Source organism: Streptomyces sp. NPDC003284 (genome assembly GCF_053589675.1).
Genome location: NZ_JBSFSI010000007.1, coordinates 204736 through 224516, shown reverse-complemented (window position 1 = coordinate 224516; position 19781 = coordinate 204736). Strand labels below are relative to the sequence as shown.

Here is a 19781-nt window from a genome sequence, read left to right as displayed (position 1 = left end):
GCCGGGGCCCCGCCCCCCGATCCGAACGACAGGCCCCCGCCCGCACCCGCCGCTCAGCCAAGGAGCTTCGTTTCACGATGGACGTTCGCGACACCCCTCTCCGCTGGTACGGAGAGCGGTACCCCAGCACGGACCCCGCCGGGATCTACCACGTCCTGGCCGACCTGGAGCAGCCCTGCTTCATCGCCGTCACCCCCGAGGGCATCGGCGCGGTCTCCGGCGGTTTCGCCTCCGCCGAGGGTGAGGGACTGCCGCTGCTCGCCGCCGCCGAACCGCTGCCGCCCGAGCGCCTGGGCTCGGCCGCCTTCCGCACCGCCCACGGCGTCGCCCAGCCGTACATGGCCGGTGCCATGGCCGGCGGCATCGCCTCCGCCGACCTGGTGATCGCCCTGGCCCGAGAGGGCTTCCTCGCCTCCTTCGGCGCCGCCGGACTGCTGCCCGAGACCATCGAGCGCACCCTCGCCCGGTTCGCCGCCGAGATCCCCGGACTGCCCTACGCCGTCAACCTCATCCACAGCCCCAGCGAGGACCGGCTGGAGCGGGAGGCCGTGGAGCTGTTCCTGCGCCACGGGGTGCGCTGCGTGGAGGCGTCCGCGTACATGGACCTCACCCCGCACGTGGTCCGCTACCGGCTGGCCGGGCTGCGCCGCGGCCCGGACGGGCGGGTCGTCGCCGACAACCGGCTGATCGCCAAGATCTCCCGCTCCGAGACCGCCGAGCGCTTCATGCACCCGGCCCCGGCCACCCTGGTCAGCGCCCTGCTGGAGCAGGGCCTGATCACCGCCGAGCAGGCCGCGCTCGCCCACCACGTCCCGCTCGCCGACGACATCACCGTCGAGGCGGACTCCGGCGGCCACACCGACCGGCGCCCGCTGCCCGCGCTGCTGCCGACCATCCTGCGGCTGCGCGACAGCGTGCAGCGCGAGTTCCGCTACGCCGTGCCGGTGCGCGTCGGCGCGGGCGGCGGCCTGGGCACCCCGGTCGCGGTCGCCGCCGCCTTCGCGATGGGCGCCGCCTATGTGGTGACCGGCTCCGTCAACCAGTCCTGCCTGGAGTCCGGCGCCTCCGCCAAGTCCAAGGAGATGCTGGCCGAGGCGGGCATCGCCGACTGCGAGATGGCCCCGGCCGCCGACATGTTCGAGATGGGCGTCGAACTCCAGGTCCTGAAGAAGGGCACGCTCTTCCCGATGCGGGCCAAGCGCCTGTACGAGCTGTACCAGAGCTGCGACAGCCTGGAGTCCATCCCGCCCGCCGACCGGGCCCGCCTGGAGCAGCAGATCTTCCGCCGCTCCCTGGAGGACGTCTGGCAGGAGTGCGTCACCTACTTCACCCGCCGCGACCCCGAGCAGCTCGCCCGCGCCGCCGGCAGCCCCAAGCGCCGGATGGCCCTCGTCTTCCGCTGGTACCTCGGCATGTCCTCGCGCTGGGCGGTCACCGGCGACGAGGGCCGCGCCATGGACTACCAGGTGTGGTGCGGCCCGGCCATGGGCAGCTTCAACGACTGGGTCACCGGCAGCTATCTGAAGACCCCCGGCAACCGCCGGGTCGCCGACGTCGCCCACCACCTGATGCGCGGCGCCGCCTTCCACACCCGGCTCGCCCAGCTGCGCACCGCCGGGGTGCACATCCCCGCGACCGCCGCCGACTACCGGCCCATCCCGCTGGAGACGCCCGCCCACGGCTCCTCGGTGGGGCTGCGATGAGCACACTCACCCCCGAGGAGCTGGAGGAACGCCTCGGCGATCCGGCCGACGACACCAACCCGTACGGCTTCGCCGCCGCCGTCGCCCGCGACGAGCGCGACGAGTTCCCCGAGGAGCTCTGCGCGGAGCTGGTGCGCGCCGGATTCCACCGCAACTACCTGCCCAAGGAGTGGGGCGGCGCGTTCGAGTCCTTCGACCGCAGCCTCACCCTGGTGCGCTCCGCCGCCCGCCGGGACGTCAACGTCATGCCCGGCACCATGTTCAGCATCATCGCCGCGACCTGCCTGCAACTGCACGGCAGCGTCGAGCAGCAGCAGCGGGCCGCGGAGATCCTGCGCTCCGGCGGCGCCGTCGCCTTCGCGCTCACCGAGGCCGCGCACGGCAGCGAACTGCTCACCAACGAGGTGCGGCTCACCCCCGAGTCCACCCTCACCGGCGAGAAGTGGCTGGTCGGCCTCGGCCTGCGCGGCGAGGCGGTCTACGTCGTCGCCCGCACCGGCGAACGCGGCCCCGGCGCCTTCTCCGCCGTGCTGCTGGAGACCGACCGGATCCCCGAGGGCCGCCTGGAGCGGGTGCCCGCGCCGCGCACCGGCGGCATGCGCGGCATCGACCTGGCCACCCTGCGCTTCCACGACACGCCCGTGCCCGAGGACGCGCTCGTCGGCCGGCGCGGCGAGGCCCTGGAGGTGGCGGTCAAGGCGCAGCAGGCGGTCCGGCTGATGAGCATGGCCGGCAGCCTCGGCATCGCCGACACCGCCGTCCGTATCGCCCTCGACTTCGCCACCGGCCGCCGCACCGGCCGCACCGAGCTGGTCGAATCCCCGTGGTCCAGGCGGGAGTTGTCGGTCGCCGCGGCCGCGCTGCTGGCCGCCGACGCGGTCGCGCTGAGCGCGGCCCGCGGGGTGCACGTGGTGCCCGAGGCGTTCAGCGTGTGGGCGCTGTCCGCCAAGCACGTCGTCGCCGAGGCCACCGACGACCTGATCCGCCGCTCGGGCACCGTGCTCGCCACCCGCTCCGTGCTGCGCGAGGGCGCGCCCGGCGCCGGGCTCTTCCAGAAGCTCCAGCGGGACTCCCAGGTGGTCCGGGTGATCGACGCGAGCACCCTGGCCAACCTCCGTTCCTACGCGGGCCAGTTGCCCACCCTCACCGAGGGCACCGCCCCCGCCGACGAGGACGCGGTGCACAGCGTCTTCTCGCTGGACGCGCCGCTGCCGCCGTACGAACCGGCCCGGCTCGACATGTTCGCGCGCGGCCAGGACCCGGTCCTGGCCGGGCTGCCGGACACCGCCGACGCGCTGCCCGACGGCCTCGGCGAGGCGGCTCGGCCCGCCCGGCGCCTGGTGGCGGCGGTCGCGGACCTCGGCGAGCTGGTCCGGGCCGCGCAGCGCCCCGGCGCCGACCCGAACGCGCTCGTGGACGCCGCCGAACGCTACGCCTGGCTGCACGCCGCCGCCTGCTGCCTGCACCTGTGGCAGGCGAACCGCGACCGCTCCCTGTACGGGGGCGAGCCCGGCGCCACCGGCTGGCTGGGCGCCGCCCTGGCCTACCTCCTCGCCCGCGCCGAGGGCACCGACCCGCGCCGCGACGCGGCCCTGCTGGCGCCCGCCCTGGACGCCGTCCGCGCACTGCACACCGGCGACCGGCTGTTCACCGCCCTGCCCGTCCGGCTGGCCACCCCCCGTAAGGAGCCCTGAGATGCCCAAGTCCGACGTGACCGAACTGGCCGCGAGCCTGGAGGAGTACCTGGGCGACCCGCACGACGCGGCCGGCCGGATGCCCTTCGCGCAGATCCTGGACCACGACGTCCGCGGCGAGTACCCGTACCAGTTCGTCGCCCTGCTGCGCCGCTGGGGCCTGCACCTGCGCTGTCTGCCCGCGAGCGACGGCGGCCTGGCCGGCAACGTCGAGACCGGGATGAGCCTGATGCGCCTGGTCGCCCGGCGCGACCCGTCCACCGCGGTCGGCCTGGCCCTCAACAGCCTCGGCTTCATGCCCGCCTGGATCCTGGGCACGCCCGAGCAGAAGGGCGCGCTGATCGAGGACATGAAGCGCGGCAGCTCGGTCTCCTGGGGCCTGTCCGAGCGCGTCCACGGCAGCGACCTGGTCGCCAACGAGGTGCTGGCCGAGCGGACCGAGGGCGGCTGGCTGCTCACCGGCGAGAAGTGGCCGATCGGCAACGCCACCGTCGCCGACAAGATGGTCGTCTTCGCCCGCACCGGCAAGCGCCCCGGCCCGGCCGCCTACTCGCTGTTCGTCCTGGACAAGTGGCGGGCCGAGCCCGGCACGGTGGCCGACCTGCCCTTCGAGGACCTGTACGGCACCCGCGCCCTGGACCTGAGCGGGGTCCGCCTGGACGGCGCGTTCGTCCCCGACGCGGCGATGATCGGGCGTGAGGGCCAGGGCCTGGAGATCGCGCTCAAGACCAGCCAGACCGCGCGCGTGGTGCTGATGCACCTGGCGCTGTCCGCCGTCGACACCAGCCTGCGGCTCGCCCTCGACTTCGCCGAGCGCCGGGTGCTGTTCGGCGACCGGATCAGCGATGTGCCCTACACCCGGCGCCAGCTCACCGAGGCGTTCGCCGACCTGATGATCGCCGACGCGATGGTCCTCGGCGCCGCCCGCGCCCTCCAGGCCGCGCCCGAGCAGATCAGCGTCTGGTCGTCGGTGGTCAAGTACCAGGTGCCGACGCTGCTCCAGAAGACGATGTCCCAGCTGACCGTCGTCCTGGGCGCGCGCACCTTCCTGCGCGACCACCCGCACTACGGCATGCACCAGAAGATGGTCCGCGACATCCTGATCACGGACATCGCCGACGGCAACACCGTGGTGAACCTGCGCAACCTCGGCCACCAGCTCGCCGGTCTGCTCGACAAGGCCGCCGAGCCCGGCGAGGGGGTGCGCGAGGCCGCCGCCGAGCGCGCCGCCGTGCTCTACGGCCTGGACCGGGAGCTGCCGGTGTACGAGCCGGTCAAGCAGGAGCTGTTCAGCCGCGGCCTGGACGACGCGGTGCTGGCCGCGCCCGACGGGATCGCCCGGCTGCGCGCCCTGGCGGACCGGGCCGACGGTGCCGAGGGCGCCGAGGGTGCCGCGGGCACCGAGGCGGAGCGGCTGCGCGCCGCCGCGGACCTCGCCGAGGAACTGACCGGCCGGGCCGGGCCGCTGCGCGAGCGCGCCGCCGCCCTGAAGGCCGGACTGGGCAAGGACTACGCGCAGTCGCCCGAGCTGTTCGAACTGGCCAAGGAGTACTGCCTGGTGCACGCCGCGGCGGCCTGCGTGCTCACCCACGTCCACTCCGCGGACGCCATGGAGGCGCCGCTGCCGAGCGCGTCCCTGCTGCTGCTCCAGCTGGAGCGGATCCGCCGCCAGCTGTTCCCGCACGAGCAGGTCACCTCGCAGGCGGTCGTCGACGAGGTGATGGAGGTGCTGCGCGGCCTGCACCAGGACAACCGGCTCTTCTCGTACTGGCAGTTCCCGCTCGCCAAGCGGCTCACCGACGAGTCCGCCGCCCGCCGCTGAACCGTCCGTCCGCCCACCAGGGAGGTGCCGCGTGATCCGCAGTGACGACCGGGCGTTCCTGTGGCTGCTGCCCGAACCGGCCGTGGCCTCCTTCGCCGCCGCGCTCGGCGGTCCCGGCCTGCTGACCGCCGAGGAGCGGGCCGCGCTGGACCGGCGGCGCACCGAGGGTGCGCGCCGCCGCTACCTCGGCGGGCGGCTGCTGTGCCGCTACGCGCTCACCGCCCGCACCGGCCGGCCCGTGGACCGCTGGCGCTTCACGCACGGCGCCCACGGGCGGCCCGAGCCCGAACCGGCGGCGGACGGCGTCCGGTTCAACCTCTCGCACCACGACGGACTCATCGCCTGCGTCGTCACCCGGGGACGCGGCTGCGGTGTGGACGTCGCCCCGGTCACCGCCTCCCCGGAGCTGACCTGCCACCTGGCCCGGCGGCTCGGTCCCGAGGAGCGGGCCCGGCTCGCCGGGGCCGCGCCCGGCGCGCGCGCCGCCCTGGCGAGCGAGCTGTGGGTGCTCAAGGAGGCGTATCTGAAGGCGCTGGGCACCGGGCTCACCCGGGACCTGGCGAGCTTCACCGTCGTCCGCGGGCCGGGGGACCGCGTCTCCGTACGCGACCCGCGGCAGCCCGGCGCGGACGCCCGCTGGTGGTTCGACCTGATCCACGCCGGGCCCCGGCACGTCGTCGCCGTCGCCACCGAGCACGGCCGGCCCGGGGCCCTGCGCCGCACCGACCTGTCCGACCTCTCGCTGACCGCCCTGACCACCGCATGAAGGACATCACCATGACGCAACCCACCACCCCGCGTGTCGCCATCGTCGGTGCGGGAGTCTCCGGCATCTCCGCCGCCTACCACCTGCGCGAGCGCGCCCAGATCACGATCTACGAGCGGGAGGACCGCCTCGGCGGCCACGCCAACACGGTGGAGGTGGAGGACGACGGCCGCACGCTCGGCATCGACACGGCCTTCGTCGTCTTCAACCGGCCCGCGTACACCAACCTGTGCGAGTTCTTCGACGAGCTGGGCGTCGAGGCGGTCGAGCACCAGGGCGCCTTCAACTTCTTCGACCTGGACTCGGGCCTGGAGTACGGCACCGCCGAACTCGCCCTGACCGAGGAGGAGGTGGCCGAGCGCTACACGGAGGAGTTCCTGACCATCTGGCGCGAGGCCCGCCGCTTCCACACCGAGGGCCGCAAGGACTTCGTCCGCAAGAAGGCCGACATCCCGCTCGGCGAGTACCTGGACCGAGGCGGCTACAGCCAGGCGTTCCGCAACTCCTACGTCATCCTGCTCTGCTCCGCCGTCTGGTCCATCCCGGCCGAGCTGATCTGGGAGATGCCGGCCAGCACCGCCATCGCCTTCTTCATGGGCCACGACGAGGGCGGCCTGGGCGGCCGCCAGGTGGACTGGCGCACCGTCGGCGGCGGCTCCATCTCCTACGTCCGCAAGGCGCTGGCCGCCATCGGCCCCGAGATCCGCAGCGGCGACCCGGTCACCGCGATCCACCAGGAGGACGACGGGGTCACGGTGACCACCGCGCGCGGCAGCGAGCGCTACGACTACGTGGTGGTCGGCGCCCACGCCGACGAGGCGCTGGCCCTGCTGGACAACGCCAATGACCACCAGCGCGAGGTGCTCTCCAAGGTCCGCTACAACGGCTCCTCGGTCGTGCTGCACACCGACCCGTCCGTGATGCCGGCCGACCGGGAGCGCTGGGAGGCGTGGAACTACGGCAAGGTCGACGTGGACGGCGAGGCCCGCACCTATGTCGCCTATTACATGAACAAGCTCCACGGATTCACCTCCGAGAAGGACTACTTCGTCACGCTCGACTATCCGCGTGACGTCGACCCGGAGACGGTCATCGCCGAATTCCCGTACACCCACCCGATCATCGACATTCACGTCCGTGACATGCAGAAGAGCATCTACGACGTGAATGTGGGAAGCCGTGTGAAGCTGTGCGGCTCGTACTTCCACGCCAAGCGGCACGGCGTGGACCAGATCGGTTCGCACGAGGCCGGATATTCCTCCGGAATGGAGGCGGCGCGCCAGCTCATCTCCGAACTCTGAGCGTTCCGTGACGCAAAGCGCGCCCTCCGCCTGTGGCGGGGGGCGCGCTTCGTGCGGGCGAGGTGCGCGGCGGGGTCAGGAGGCGAGGACCCGGCCGCTGAGCAACTGGGTCAGATAGCCCGCCACCGAGAGCGCCGAGGGCTCCTCGGGCTCCTGGGCGGCGCCCGTGCCGGGGCGCGGGGCGGCCCTCTCCGGCGCGGCGGCGCCCGGGTCGGTCAGGACGGGGGAGCAGACGCTGATCTGCTCCAGGCGGGCCGTCAGCAGCGGCGTGGCGGCGCCGTCGACGACGGCCAGCCGGCGCCGGGCGCGCCGGTAGACACCGATCGCCTCCGGACCGCGCCCGCACCGGCACAGGGCCAGCATGAGCTGGTCGTGGAAGCGTTCGCGCAGCGGGTGGGCGGCGACGGCCGCCTCCAGCTCGGGCACCACCTGCTGATGGCGCCCGGTGCGCAGCGCGCAGTCGAAGTAGATCTCCAGGGCCTCCTGGCGCTCGCGTTCCAGGCGGGCCGCCAGCGGGGTGCAGACCGGGCCGCGGGTGCCGCCGCCCAGCACGTCGCCGCGCCACAGCGCGAGGGCCGCGCGCAGCCCCGTGCAGGTGGTCCCGGGGTCGCGCTCGGCGGTGCGGCGGGCCGCCGCCACGGCCGCGCGGAAGCGTCCCGCGTCGGTCTCGGCGGGGGCGGCGCGCAGTGCGTAGCCCGCCTCGCGGGCGCTCAGCCGCTGCCCTTCGGCGCCTTCCGGTTCCAGTCGCAGCAGCGATTTCCTGAGCGTGGAGACATGGGCGTTGAGGGTATGGGCGGCCTGGCGCGGGGGAGTGGCACCCCAGAGTTCCCTGATCAGCAGGGAACGGGGGACGGGGAAATTCGGCTGGGCGAGCAGAGCGCCGATCAGCAGCCGAGTCTTCGGGGCGTTCAGGGGCACGCTCCGGTCGCCGTTCTCGTCGTGGAGATCGGGCGGCCCCAGAATCCGGAACTGCATTCTCCTGCCTCCCGTGCGCGATGTACTGAATTCCGCACACGAGAAGAACACGCGGGGCATTGCGCGGGCCTGAGTCGCGGCCACTCACCTTCCGGCGCCGCGGCGGCGCGGGGGACGGGGCGCGGTGTGCCGGGGCGGGCGTGCGCACGGGGCGGACATGAGTAGCCCTCACTCACGCCCGTCCGCCGCCGCGGCGCTTTCGACGGGCCCGGAGCACAGGGCGTCCTCGGCGGCCGCGCCCTCGCCGTGCCGCAGCTCCGACTCGGCCTCCTGCGCGAGGCGGCGCAGCGCCATCAGGGCGGGCTCCAGCAGGAACGTCAGCAGCACCGCGCGCTCCGCCTTCTCCAACGGGTCCTCGAACTCCTGGAGTTCGTCCAGGTCGAGGCGGGCGCTGCGGGCGGCCAGCTCGGCGTAGGGGAGCAGATGCCGCCAGTCGTACTCCATGCCCAGCGAGCGCAGGGTGCTCAGCGTCTGGTCGATGACGCGCCAGGCCGGGTTGTACGCGGAGACGCACCAGCCCAGCGCGTCGAGCAGGGCGGCCGCCTCGTGGCAGTCCTCGGCGGCCGGGCCCTCCTCGGCGCCGCCGCCCGGCGCGCCGCTGCCGGAGGGGTCTATGCCGACGGCCAGACCGAGCACCTCGTGCACATCGCTCTGGTGCTCGGAGACGGTGTCCAGCACCTGCCGGGCGGCGGCGACGGACAGTCCGCGCACCCCGATCAGCGCCCTGACCAGGCGCAGCCGCCTCAAGTGGGTGGCGTCGTACTCGGCCTGGGTCGCGGCGGTCGCCCGGCCCGGCGGCAGCAGGCCCTCGCGCAGGTAGTACTTGATCGTGGCGTTGGGCACCCCGCTGCGACGACTGAGTTCCGAGATCCGCATCAGCTTCTCCGCTCTCCCACTGGCAATTGGGTAGTGCCACTGTCTAAGATGGATAGTGTCACTCACCAACCGTGGAGGCGAGACTACCGTGCCCACTCTTCCCTGGGTCACGCCGAACCCGGCCCGGCCCGACACCACCGCCTTCGTCATGGCCTCCCGCTTCGAGGTGCGGTCCCTGAAGGACGTCCCCCGCTTCTTCTGGAAGTCCCTCGCCGCCTGGGGTCAGGTGCGCAAGGCGCCCGGAGCGCTCGGGGCGTCCCTGGAGGCCCAGCCGTTCAAGAGGACCTTCTTCACCCTGAGCGCGTGGGAGAGCCGCGAGGCGCTGTACACGTACGCCAGGACCGAACCGCACAAGGGCGTCATGGGCAATGTGCGCTCCACCATGCGCCGCTCGACGTTCATCTTCTGGGAGGTGCCCGTCACCGGCCTCCCGATCGACTGGAAGGACGCCAAGCGCCGCATCGACGAGAAGGCCCGCGCCGACGCGGCGGCCGGCGGTCGCACGGCCCACTGAGCCTCCGGCCCGCCGGGTCTCCGGTCCCCCGAGCCCCCGGCCCGAGGACGCCCCCGCCCTCGGGCCGGGTTCCCCGCCCGCCCGGACCTGCGCATCGTCACCCCGGGTTGAGCCCTTTGCCATTCCTTGGCCGAACGGGGCCGTGACCCGCGCCCCGCCTGTCAGGCGCCGTCAGCCCGCGGGCCCCGGGGCCCGCACTCTCATTACGCTTCCCGCCGGGCCACACGCCGGGCCGTCCGGCGGACGAGCCCGGCGCCCGGCGCCGCCTCCGGCACCCGGGGTCGACATGTCGACCCGCCCGCGCGCCCCCGGCCGCCGTACGCACTCCCGCATCCCGCACCCGCATCCCGCAGTCCGCACCCCGCACCGGCCGCACCTCTTCCCCCGGTACCCCGGTACCGGAGAACCCGGAGAACCAACGTGACCACGGTCCACGAGACGCTCGCCAGGGGCGAGACCGCAGCCGGTGCCGTCGGCGTGGCGACCGCTCTCCTCGACGCCTACCGGCCCGGCGCCCACCGCTTCTTCGCCTCCCCGACCCGCACCCTCCTCGCCGAGGGCACGCACACCCGGGTCGCGCACGACGAGCGGCCGCTGACCGACCGCGTGCGGGAGGCCCTCGGCACCGCCGCCGACCGGGGAGCGGCCGACCCCGTGGTGATCGGCGCCATCCCCTTCGACCGGACCGCGCCCGCCGCACTCGTCGTGCCCGCCGCGCTGCACCGCGCCCCGGCCCTCGCCGCCGACCCGCTGATCGCCCTGCCCGCGCCCCCGCCCGAACCCGTCGCCTGGACCCTGCGGCCCGTGCCCGCGCCCGAGCGGTACGCCGAGGCCGTCGCCGCGGCCGTACGGCGCATGCGGGACGGCGAGTTCGGCAAGGTCGTCCTCGCCCGCGCCCTGGACCTCACCGCCGACCGGACGCCCGGCCTGCCCGCGATGCTCCAGCGCCTGGCCCGCCGCGACCCCCACGGCTACACCTTCGCCGTGCCCACCGCCACCGGCGGCACCCTGCTCGGCGCCAGCCCCGAACTCCTCGTCTCCCGGCGCGGCACCGCCCTGGTGGCCAACCCGCTGGCCGGCTCCGCCCCGCGCAGCGAGGACCTCGCCGAGGACGTGCAGCGCGCCGCCGCGCTGCTGCGGTCCGCCAAGGACCTGCACGAGCACGCCGTCGTCGTGGACGCCATGCGCGCCGCCCTCGCCCCGTACTGCGCCACCCTGCACGTACCGCGGCGGCCCACCCTGGTGAAGACCGCCGCGATGTGGCACCTGTCGACCACCCTCACCGGCACCCTCGCCGACCCGGCCGCCACCGCGCTGGACCTGGCCTGCGCCGTGCACCCCACCCCCGCCGTCTGCGGCGCCCCCACCGCCCATGCCCGCCGGGTCATCGGCGAGCTGGAGCCCTTCGACCGGGGCCTGTACACCGGCATCGTCGGCTGGGGCGACGCCGCGGGCGACGGCGAGTGGGTGGTCACCATCCGCTGCGCCGAGACCCGCGGCCAGGACCTGCGCCTGTACGCCGGTGCGGGGGTCGTCGCCGACTCCGACCCCGCCGCCGAGACCGCCGAGACCGGCGCCAAGTTCCGTACGTTCCTGGACGCCGTGGGAGCAGCACTGTGACCGCACCGGCCCCGCACACCGCACCGGAGACCGCACCGGCCCCCGCCGCGCCCGACGCCCCCACCTGGCCCGCCGCGTACGCCGAGCGCTACCGCGCCGCCGGCTACTGGCGCGGCGAGACCTTCGGGCAGATGCTGCGCGCCCGCGCCGTCCGCCACCCCGACCGCACCGCCGTCGTCGACCCGGCAGGCGCCGGACGCCGCTGGTCCTACGCCGAACTCGACCGCCGCGCCGACCGGACGGCCGCCGGACTGCTCGCCGCCGGGATCGGCCGCGGCGACCGCGTCGTGCTCCAACTGCCCAACGTCGCCGAGTTCTTCGAGGTGCTCTTCGCGCTCTTCCGGATCGGCGCCCTGCCCGTCTTCGCGCTGCCCGCCCACCGCGACACCGAGATCACCCACTTCTGCGTGCTCAGCGAGGCCGTCGCCTACGTCGTCGCCGACGTCCACGAGGGCTACGACTACCGCGACCTGGCCACCCGGGTCCGCGCCAACGCCCCCGCCCTGCGGCATGTGTTCGTCGTCGGCGACCCCGGAGAGCACACCCCGCTGGCCGGGGTGCCCCGCGAACCCGTCCCGCACGACGAGCCCGCACCCGGCGACCTCGCCTTCCTCCAACTGTCCGGCGGCAGCACCGGCGTACCCAAACTCATCCCGCGCACCCACGACGACTACCTGTACTCAGTGCGCGCCTCCGACGAGATCTGCGCCGTCGACGAGGACAGCGTCCACCTCGTCGCCCTGCCCGCCGCGCACAACTTCCCGCTCAGCTCGCCCGGTTCGCTCGGCACCCTGGCCGCGGGCGGCCGCGTCGTGCTCTGCCCGCGCCCCGACCCGGACACCGCGTTCCCGCTCATCGAACGCGAACGCGTCACCCACACCGGGCTCGTCCCGCCGCTCGCCCTGGTGTGGACCGAGGCGGCGGCCGCGACCCCGTACGACCTCAGCAGCCTTCGGGTGCTGCTGGTGGGCGGCGCCAAGTTCAGCGAGGCCGCCGCCCGCCGCGTCCGGCCCGCCCTCGGCTGCGCCCTGCAACAGGTCTTCGGCATGGCCGAAGGACTGGTCAACTACACCCGGCTGGACGACGACGAGGAGACCGTCGTCACCACCCAGGGCCGGCCCATCTGCCCGGACGACGAGATCCGCGTCGTGGACGACGACGACCGCGACGTCGAACCCGGCGGGACCGGACACCTGCTCACCCGCGGCCCCTACACCATCCGCGGCTACTGGCGGGCCCCCGAGCACAACGCGCGCTCCTTCACCGCGGACGGCTTCTACCGCACCGGCGACCTCGTCCGGCTCACCGGCAGCGGCCACCTCGTCGTCGAAGGACGCAGCAAGGACCAGATCAACCGCGGCGGCGAGAAGATCGCCGCCGAGGAGGTCGAGAACGTCATCCTCGGCCACCCGGCGGTCCACGACGTCTCCGTCGTCGCCGTCCCCGACGACTACCTCGGCGAACGCAGCTGCGCCTACGTCATCCTGCGCCGCGGCGCCGAGCTGCGCGCCGCCGCCCTGCGGCGGTTCGTGCGCGAACGGGGACTGGCCGCCTACAAGGTGCCCGACCGCGTCGAGTTCGTCGACGCCTTCCCGCACACCGGCGTCGGCAAGGTCAGCAAGAGGGACCTGCGCACGACCGCCGCCGACTCCGCCAGCGCCCCCCACGGCCCCCACGACTAGGCGATCTCACCATGGGACTTCCCTCCATCGCGCCGTACGACCTGCCGTCCGGCCCCGACCTGCCCGCCAACCGGGTGGACTGGACCGTCGACCCGGACCGGGCCGTGCTCCTCGTGCACGACCTCCAGAACCACTTCCTGTCCGCGTTCACCCCCGGCGCCCAGCCGCTCACCGGCCTGCTCGCCGCCACCGCCCGCCTGGCGGACCGGGCCCGCGCCCTCGGCATCCCCGTCGTCTACTCCGCGCAGACCGGCGGCCAGAGCCCCGAACTGCGCGGTCTCCAGATGGACTTCTGGGGACCGGGGCTGCCCGACGACGCCCACGCCGAGGCCATCGCCGCCGAGGTCGCCCCGCGGGACGGCGACACCGTGCTCACCAAGTGGAAGTACAGCGCGTTCGTCCGCACCGACCTGGCCGCCCTCCTCACCGAGCGGGGCCGCGACCAGCTCGTCATCACCGGCGTCTACGCCCACCTCGGCGTCAACATGACGGCCTGCGACGCCTGGATGCGCGACGTGCAGGCGTTCGTCGTCGCCGACGCGGTCGCCGACTTCGGCCCGCGCGAACACCTGGACGCGCTGCGCTGGGCCGCCCGCGCCTGCGCCCGCGTCACCACCGCCGACACCGTCTTCGACCTGGGGGACCGGCCATGACCCTGACCGTGCGACGCATCCGCGAGGACGTCGCGGACGTCCTGGGGGAGGACCCCGAGGACATCCCCGTCGACGAGAACCTGGCCGACCACGGCCTGGACTCCGTACGGCTGATGACCCTCGTCGAACGCTGGCGCCGCGACCACGCCGCCGACATCTCCTTCGTCGACCTCGCCACCCGCCCCGCCATCGAGGCCTGGGCCCCCCTCCTGGGAGCCCGCGAATGACCACCGCCCCCGAGGCGGGGCGCACCCCCGAGCCCACAGCCGGGCCCGCGCCCGCGCGCGAGGCCGGGGCCGGGCATGCCCCCGGGGCTGGTCCCGCGCCCGAGGCCGGGCGTGCGCCCGCGCCTGCGGTCGCCTCTTCGGCCGGGCCGGTCCCGGAGTCCGGGCGTGCGCCCGCCTCCGAGGCCGCGTCCGCGCCCGAGGCCGGGCTCGTTCCCGTCCCTTCGGCCGGGCCCCCGTCTGCGCCCGAGGCCGGTACTGCGCCCGAAGGCGCGCCTGGGCCCGCCCCCTGGGCCGGGCCTGCTTCGGAGGCCGGGCCTGTGCCCGCTCCGGAAGCCGCGCCCGCGCCCGGAAGCGCGCCCGCGGCCGCCCCTGCGGCCGGCCTCGTAGCTGCGCCCGAGGCCGGGCCCGTGCCCGGAAGTGCGCCTGCGCCCACCCCCTCGGCCGGCTCCGCGCCGGAGGCCGGTCCTGCGCCCGCCACAGAAGCCGCGCCCGCGCCCAAGACCGGGCGTGCCCCCGCGCCCGAAAACGCTTCCGCAGCCGCCCCCTCGGCCGGTCCCGCGCCCACGCCCGCCCCCGAGGCCGGGCGCGCCCCCGAGGCCGCGTCCGGCCTCGCCCCCGCGTCGGCCCCCGCCGCCCCCGGCCTCCCCCTCACCGCCGCCCAGAGCGGCATGTGGTACGCCCAGGCCCTGGACCCGGACAGTCCCGCGCTGAACACCGCCGAACATCTGGAGATCCACGGCGACCTCCGCCCCGACCTGTTCGCCGAGGCCCTGTACCGCACCGCGTGCGAGGCGGAGACCCTGGGTGTGCGGGTCGCCGGGACGCCGGACGGGCCACGGCAGTTCCGCTGCCCGGTGCCGCCGCCCGGGGACGGGTTCCCGCTGCACACCGCCGACCTGCGCGACGCCCCGGACCCGGTCGCGGCCGCCCGCGCCTGGGCCGACGACGACCTCGCCCGGCCCTTCGACCTCACCACCGGACCGCTGTTCCGGCACGCCCTGCTCCGGCTCGGCGAGCACCGCTGGCTGTGGCACCAGCGCGTCCACCACCTCGCCCTGGACGGCTTCGGCTACTCCCTGGTCGCCCGCCGCACCGCCGAGATCTACACCGCGCTGGCCGCCGGACAGCCCCCGGCCGAGAGCCCCTTCGGCAGCCTCGGCGACCTCGTGGCCGACGACCTCGCCTACCGCGCGGGCGAACAGTACGAACGCGACCGCGCCCACTGGAACCAGCTCCTCGCCGACCGGCCCGAGGCCCCCGCCCTGGCCGGCCGCAGCGCGCTGCCCTCCCACACCTTCCTGCGGGCCACCGCCCGCGTCCCGGACGCGACCACCGCCTCCCTGCGCGAGCTGGCGGGCGAACTCAAGGCGACCTGGGCCGAGTTGATCGTCGTCGCGCAGGCCCTGTACGTCTCCCGGGCCACCGGCCGCGACGACGTCGTCCTCGGCCTGCCCCTGATGGGCCGGATGGGCTCCGTGGCCCTGCGGGTGCCCGGCATGGTGATGAACGTCCTGCCGCTGCGCCTCACCGTCCGGCCCGCCGACACTCTCGCCGAGCTGACCCGCCAGGTGGTCCTCGGCCTCCGGGCCGCCCGCCGCCACCAGCGCTACCGCTTCGAGGACATCCGCCGCGACCTGGGCCTGCTCGGCGAGAGCCGCCCGCTCGTCGGCCCGCTGGTCAACGTCATGCCCTTCGACTACGACCTCACCTTCGCCGGGGCCACCGCCGTCCCGCACAACCTCTCCGCCGGACCCGTCGACGACCTCACCGTCAACGTCTACGACCGCGCCGACGGCCGGGGCCTGCGCATCGACCACGATGCCAACCCCGCCCTCTACACCCGGGCCGAACTCATCGCCCACCAGGACCGGTTCCTCGCCCTGCTCACCCGGCTCACCGGCCACCGCCCCACCACCCCGCTCGCCGCGCTCGGCATCGCCACCGACGCCGAACACCACCAGGTGGTAACCGAGTTCAACGCCACCGCCCGCGACCTCCCGCCCACCACCCTCATCGGCCCCATCGAGGCCCAGGCCCGCCGCACCCCCGACGCGCCCGCCCTCGTCCACGGCGACCGCACCCTCAGCTACGCCGAACTCACCACCCGGGCCAACCGGCTGGCCCACCACCTGATCACCCGGGGAGCCGGACCCGGCACCCTCGTCGGCGTCGCCCTGCCCCGCTCCGCCGAGCTGATCACCACCCTGCTCGCCATTCTCAAGGCGGGCGCCGCCTATCTGCCGCTGGACCCCGGCTACCCGGCCGACCGGCTCCGCCATCTGCTCGACGACGGCGACCCGGTCTGCGTCGTCACCGACACCGCCACCGCGGACCGGCTGCCCGCCACCGGCCACCACCGCGTCCTGCTGGACCGCACCGGCCTCGGCCACCTCCCGGCCGTCGACCCGCCGCGCGCCCTCACCCCGCAGCACCCCGCCTACGTCATCCACACCTCCGGCTCCACCGGCCTGCCCAAGGGCGTCGTCGTCCCGCACTCCGCGATCGACAACCGCCTGCGCTGGATGCAGCACACCTACCCGCTGGCGCCCGGCGACCGCGTCCTACAGAAGACACCCTCCGGGTTCGACGTGTCCGTATGGGAGTTCTTCTGGGCGTTTCGCGAGGGCGCCACCCTCGTCCTCGCCGACCCGGAGGGCCACAAGGACCCCGCCTACCTGGCCCGGGTCATCCGCGAACAGGGCGTCACCGTCTGCCACTTCGTGCCCTCCATGCTCCAGGTGTTCCTCGCCGAACCCGACGCCGCCCGCTGCACCGGACTGCGGCACGTCTTCGCCAGCGGCGAGGCCCTGCCCCGCGAGACCGCCCACCACTTCCACCGCGTGCTGCCCGCCGCGGCCCTGCACAACCTGTACGGCCCCACCGAGGCCGCCGTCGACGTCAGCCACCACACCTGCGTCCCCGGCGCCACCGGCCCCGTGCCCATCGGCCGCCCCGTCTGGAACACCCGCCTGTACGTCCTCGACGCCGCCCTGAAGCCCTGCCCGCCCGGCGTCGCGGGCGAGCTGTACCTCGCGGGCGCCCAGCTCGCCGACGGCTACCTCGGCCGCCCCGCTCTGACCGCCACCCGGTTCGTCGCCGACCCGTACGGCCCCGCCGGGGCGCGCATGTACCGCACCGGCGACCTGGCCCGCTGGACCCCCGACGGCGAGGCCGTCTACCTCGGCCGCACCGACCACCAGGTCAAACTGCGCGGCCAGCGCCTGGAACCCGGCGAGATCGAGGCCCACCTCACCGCCGCCGACGGCATCACCGCCGCCACCGTCCTGCTGCGCGAGGACCGCCCCGGCGACCAGCGGCTCGTCGCCTACGTCACCGGCGACGCCCCCGACCCGGACGCCCTGCGCGCCCGCCTCGCCGCCGCCCTGCCCGACTACATGGTCCCCTCCGCCTTCGTCGTCCTCGACGACTTCCCGCTGAGCCCCAACGGCAAGCTGGACCGCACCGCGCTGCCCGCTCCCGCCGCCGCGGCGGGCACCGGCGGACGCCCGCCGCGCAACCCCACCGAGGAACTGCTGACCCGCCTGTTCGCCGAGGTCCTCGGCGTCGACCGGGTCGGCGTCGACGACGCCTTCTTCGACCTGGGCGGCACCTCCCTGCTCGCCGCCCGCCTGATGTCCCGCATCCGCGACATGCTCGGCACCACCGCCCCGCTCGGCACCCTCTTCCGGGCGCCCACCCCCGCCGCCCTCGCCGACCGGCTCACCGACGGCGACGGCGAGGACACCGCGCTCGACGTGCTGCTGCCGCTGCGCGCCACGGGCCGCCGCACCCCCCTGTTCGTGTTCCACCCGGCCGGGGGCATCAGCTGGTGCTACTCGGGCCTGCTGTCCCGGCTCGGCCCCGACCAGCCCGTGCACGGCCTCCAGGCCCGCGGACTGCGGCCGGGCGAGGACCTGCCCGCCACCATGGACGAGATGGCCGCCGACTACGCCGAGCAGCTGCGCACCGTCCAGCCGCACGGCCCCTACCGGCTGCTCGGCTGGTCCGTGGGCGGCGTCGTCGCCCACACCGTCGCCGTCCGTCTCCAGCAGGCGGGCGAACGCGTGGAACTCCTCGCCCTGCTGGACGCCTACCCCTCCGACCAGTGGCGCGACCTGGCCGGACCGACCGAGGCCGACGCCCTCAACGCCCTGCTGCGCATGGCCGGGTACGAGGGCGGCACCGGGCTGACCCGGCAGGAGGTCCTGACGGTGCTGCGCCGCGAGGGCAGCGCGCTGGCGGCCCTGCCCGAACGGGTCCTGGACGCCGTCGTCGGCATCGTCACCAACAACGCCCGCCTGATGCGCACCCAGCGGCACCGCGCCTTCGACGGCGACCTGCTGTTCTTCACGGCCGCCGCACCGCGCGCCGAGCACTGGCTCACCCCGCGGGCCTGGGCGCCGTACCTCACCGGCACCCTCGACGAGCACCGGCTGGACTGCCTGCACCCGGAGATGACCCGGCCCGGCCCGCTGGACGAGATCGCCGCCACGCTCGCGGCCCGGCTGAAGGAGCTGGACGGATGACCTCGCCCTTCGACCCGTTCGACCCGTTCGATCCGCTGGACCCGTCCGACGCGGCCGCACCGGGCGAGCCCGGCCACCTGGTCCTCGCCGGACCGGCCGGCCACCGCTCGCTGTGGCCTCACTGGCTGCCCGTCCCGCCCGGCTGGAGCACCGCGTACGGCCCGGCCCCGTACGCCGACTGCCTGCACCGGCTCGACGCGCCCCCGCCCCGGCCCGCGCCCCCGCCCGCGTCCCCGGACCCGGTCCGAACCCGGGACCCCCGGCCCTGACCCGACCCGATCCACCCGGCCCCGCGCCGCCCCGATCCCTGGAGGAAACACCATGTCCGGTTCCCGCAACCCGATACAGCGCCGCACCGTGCTCGGCGCGGCGATCGCCGCGGGCGGCGTGCTCGGCACGGCCGGTACGGCCGCCGCCGCCACCCCCGACCAGGCCCGCGACCGCAACCGCACCAAGGAGACGACCTACGCCGTGACGTCCGCCGAACTCGCCCAGGGCCTCTACCAGGTGGCCCACTCCACCCGCCACAACGCGCTGTGGGTGACCAGCTCCATCGGCTACCCGCCGGTCACCCAGTCCCGGCTGCTCAAGGTGGACCCGAGGACGCTCAAGACGCTGGCCTCCTACACCCCGCCGGTCACCGACGAGGCCACCGGCACCCTGGAGGCCGTCTACGGCATCGCCGTGGACGACGTCCACGACACCGTGTGGGTCACCGCCACCCTGAACAACGCCCTCGCCGTCTACAGCCAGCGCACCGGCCAGCACCTGGCGACGGTGCCCGGCGTGCAGCACACCCGGGACGTCGCCGTCGACATCCCGCGCGGCCTGGTCTGGTGCACCGCCCTGGAGGAGGGCAGCATCGTCGCGTTCGACCTGCGCACGCACGCCGAGCGCAAGCGCGTCACCGTCGAGGGCAGCTGGCCCGCCGGACTGGTCGTCAACCCCTTCACCGGCCACGTCTACGCCGCCGACCTGGCCAAGAGCCGCCTGTTCGAGGTGAGCCCCGGCTCCGACCGGCCGCGGATCCTGCCCGTGGGCGAGGGCACCATCGACGTCGCCCTGTCCGCGGACGGCCGCACCGCCTACACCGCGAACCAGGCCGCCGGTTCCGTCTCCGTCGTCGACCTGGCCAGCGGCGAGGTGACCCGGGAGATCAAGACCGGCGCGGGCACCCTCGCGGTGGCCACCGACCTGTGCACCGGCCGGGTCTACGCCGCCAACAAGGACGCGGGCACCACCACCGTCCTGGACCCCCGCACCGGCACGATCGTCGCCGACCTCGCCACCGGCGCCAACACCGACCACGTCACCGTCGCCCACGGCATCGCCTACGTGGTCGACAAGGCGGCGGCCGGCCCCGACACCCTGGACTCCATCCACCGCATCGACCCGATCCACTGACCCGCGCGGCCGTTCACC

General features: G+C 74.9%; 15 protein-coding genes. 13 read left to right on the top strand and 2 right to left on the bottom strand.

Features of this window, described 5'->3' with window-relative positions:
- Positions 1-77 precede the first annotated feature (77 nt).
- The 5 genes from ACWDYF_RS17675 to ACWDYF_RS17655 are packed head-to-tail and all read left to right on the top strand — an operon-like array spanning position 78 to position 7286.
- Positions 78-1703 (top strand): PfaD family polyunsaturated fatty acid/polyketide biosynthesis protein, encoded by a 1626-nt coding sequence (locus ACWDYF_RS17675; RefSeq protein WP_381739510.1) that lies wholly within the window; start codon positions 78-80, stop codon positions 1701-1703.
- On the top strand, positions 1700-3397 hold the full coding sequence (locus tag ACWDYF_RS17670) for an acyl-CoA dehydrogenase family protein (protein ID WP_389468772.1): 1698 nt from the start codon (positions 1700-1702) through the stop codon (positions 3395-3397). Before ACWDYF_RS17675 ends, ACWDYF_RS17670 begins: the two co-directional genes overlap by 4 nt.
- A 1-nt stretch (position 3398) precedes the next feature.
- Positions 3399-5219 (top strand): acyl-CoA dehydrogenase family protein, encoded by a 1821-nt coding sequence (locus tag ACWDYF_RS17665; RefSeq protein WP_389468769.1) that lies wholly within the window; start codon positions 3399-3401, stop codon positions 5217-5219.
- Positions 5220-5250: 31 nt separating this feature from the next.
- On the top strand, positions 5251-5985 hold the full coding sequence (locus ACWDYF_RS17660) for a 4'-phosphopantetheinyl transferase family protein (protein ID WP_389468765.1): 735 nt from the start codon (positions 5251-5253) through the stop codon (positions 5983-5985).
- An 11-nt stretch (positions 5986-5996) separates the two neighbouring features.
- Complete coding sequence (locus tag ACWDYF_RS17655) at positions 5997-7286, top strand: NAD(P)/FAD-dependent oxidoreductase (protein ID WP_381739515.1); 1290 nt, start codon at positions 5997-5999, stop codon at positions 7284-7286.
- A 75-nt stretch (positions 7287-7361) separates the two neighbouring features.
- Here the strand turns inward: ACWDYF_RS17655 and ACWDYF_RS17650 are convergent, their stop codons facing one another.
- Together ACWDYF_RS17650 and ACWDYF_RS17645 are read right to left on the bottom strand one after the other, a co-directional pair.
- Entirely contained in the window at positions 7362-8261 is a 900-nt protein-coding gene (locus tag ACWDYF_RS17650; protein ID WP_389468760.1) for an AfsR/SARP family transcriptional regulator, read from the bottom strand.
- 168 nt (positions 8262-8429) lie between these two features.
- Complete coding sequence (locus ACWDYF_RS17645) at positions 8430-9137, bottom strand: MerR family transcriptional regulator (protein WP_389468757.1); 708 nt, start codon at positions 9135-9137, stop codon at positions 8430-8432.
- An 88-nt stretch (positions 9138-9225) separates the two neighbouring features.
- On the opposite strand from ACWDYF_RS17645, the gene ACWDYF_RS17640 reads away from it, so the two are divergent.
- The 8 genes from ACWDYF_RS17640 to ACWDYF_RS17605 all read left to right on the top strand — a co-directional run bounded on the left by ACWDYF_RS17640 (position 9226) and on the right by ACWDYF_RS17605 (position 19763).
- Positions 9226-9651, top strand: coding sequence for a DUF3291 domain-containing protein (locus ACWDYF_RS17640; protein WP_018564623.1), 426 nt, complete (start codon positions 9226-9228; stop codon positions 9649-9651).
- A gap of 420 nt (positions 9652-10071) precedes the next feature.
- Positions 10072-11271 (top strand): isochorismate synthase DhbC, encoded by a 1200-nt coding sequence (dhbC, locus tag ACWDYF_RS17635; protein ID WP_381739519.1) that lies wholly within the window; start codon positions 10072-10074, stop codon positions 11269-11271.
- Entirely contained in the window at positions 11268-12953 is a 1686-nt protein-coding gene (locus ACWDYF_RS17630) for a (2,3-dihydroxybenzoyl)adenylate synthase (protein WP_389468754.1), read from the top strand. The genes dhbC and ACWDYF_RS17630 overlap by 4 nt, the downstream gene beginning before the upstream one ends.
- A gap of 11 nt (positions 12954-12964) precedes the next feature.
- On the top strand, positions 12965-13606 hold the full coding sequence (locus ACWDYF_RS17625) for an isochorismatase family protein (protein WP_018564620.1): 642 nt from the start codon (positions 12965-12967) through the stop codon (positions 13604-13606).
- A complete protein-coding gene (locus ACWDYF_RS17620; RefSeq protein WP_037889082.1) occupies positions 13603-13833 on the top strand; it encodes a phosphopantetheine-binding protein in 231 nt (76 codons plus the stop codon). Before ACWDYF_RS17625 ends, ACWDYF_RS17620 begins: the two co-directional genes overlap by 4 nt.
- Positions 13834-14240: 407 nt before the next feature.
- Positions 14241-18359, top strand: coding sequence for an amino acid adenylation domain-containing protein (locus ACWDYF_RS17615; protein WP_389468749.1), 4119 nt, complete (start codon positions 14241-14243; stop codon positions 18357-18359).
- Positions 18356-18628 carry an MbtH family NRPS accessory protein gene (locus ACWDYF_RS17610; RefSeq protein ID WP_389468746.1) on the top strand — a complete coding sequence of 91 codons (273 nt, stop codon included), beginning with the start codon at positions 18356-18358 and terminating at the stop codon, positions 18626-18628. The genes ACWDYF_RS17615 and ACWDYF_RS17610 overlap by 4 nt, the downstream gene beginning before the upstream one ends.
- A 52-nt stretch (positions 18629-18680) precedes the next feature.
- On the top strand, positions 18681-19763 hold the full coding sequence (locus ACWDYF_RS17605) for a YncE family protein (RefSeq protein WP_381739523.1): 1083 nt from the start codon (positions 18681-18683) through the stop codon (positions 19761-19763).
- Positions 19764-19781 lie beyond the last annotated feature (18 nt).